General features: G+C 65.5%; 1 protein-coding gene. It reads right to left on the bottom strand.

The features are described from left to right. Nucleotides 1–223 (bottom strand): dihydroxy-acid dehydratase domain-containing protein (locus E4K09_RS19690; RefSeq protein WP_193557325.1); only part of this gene is annotated, 223 nt, incomplete at both ends.

Here is a 223-nt window from a genome sequence, read left to right as displayed (position 1 = left end):
CCATGGTGTTGCAGTGACCCACGGACGGAGCGGAGGAGCCGACGATATCGATGAACTGCTGGTAGTCGATGTCGCCCGCCGCATGACGCTCGCGCGCCTTCCACACGATCGTACCGGAACCGGTGCGCTCGCCCTGGTGCCAGCCGTTGAGCATGGGACCCACATTGAGCGAGATCGCCGGGATGTTCACGGTCGCAGCCGCCATCAGGCAGGCCGGCATGGT

It is taken from the genome of Microvirga pakistanensis (genome assembly GCF_004458765.1).
In the GTDB taxonomy this organism is placed as follows: Bacteria; Pseudomonadota; Alphaproteobacteria; order Rhizobiales; family Beijerinckiaceae; genus Microvirga; species Microvirga pakistanensis.
The sequence above is the reverse complement of the archived record's forward strand: the minus strand, read 5'-3'. Positions and strand labels throughout refer to the sequence as shown.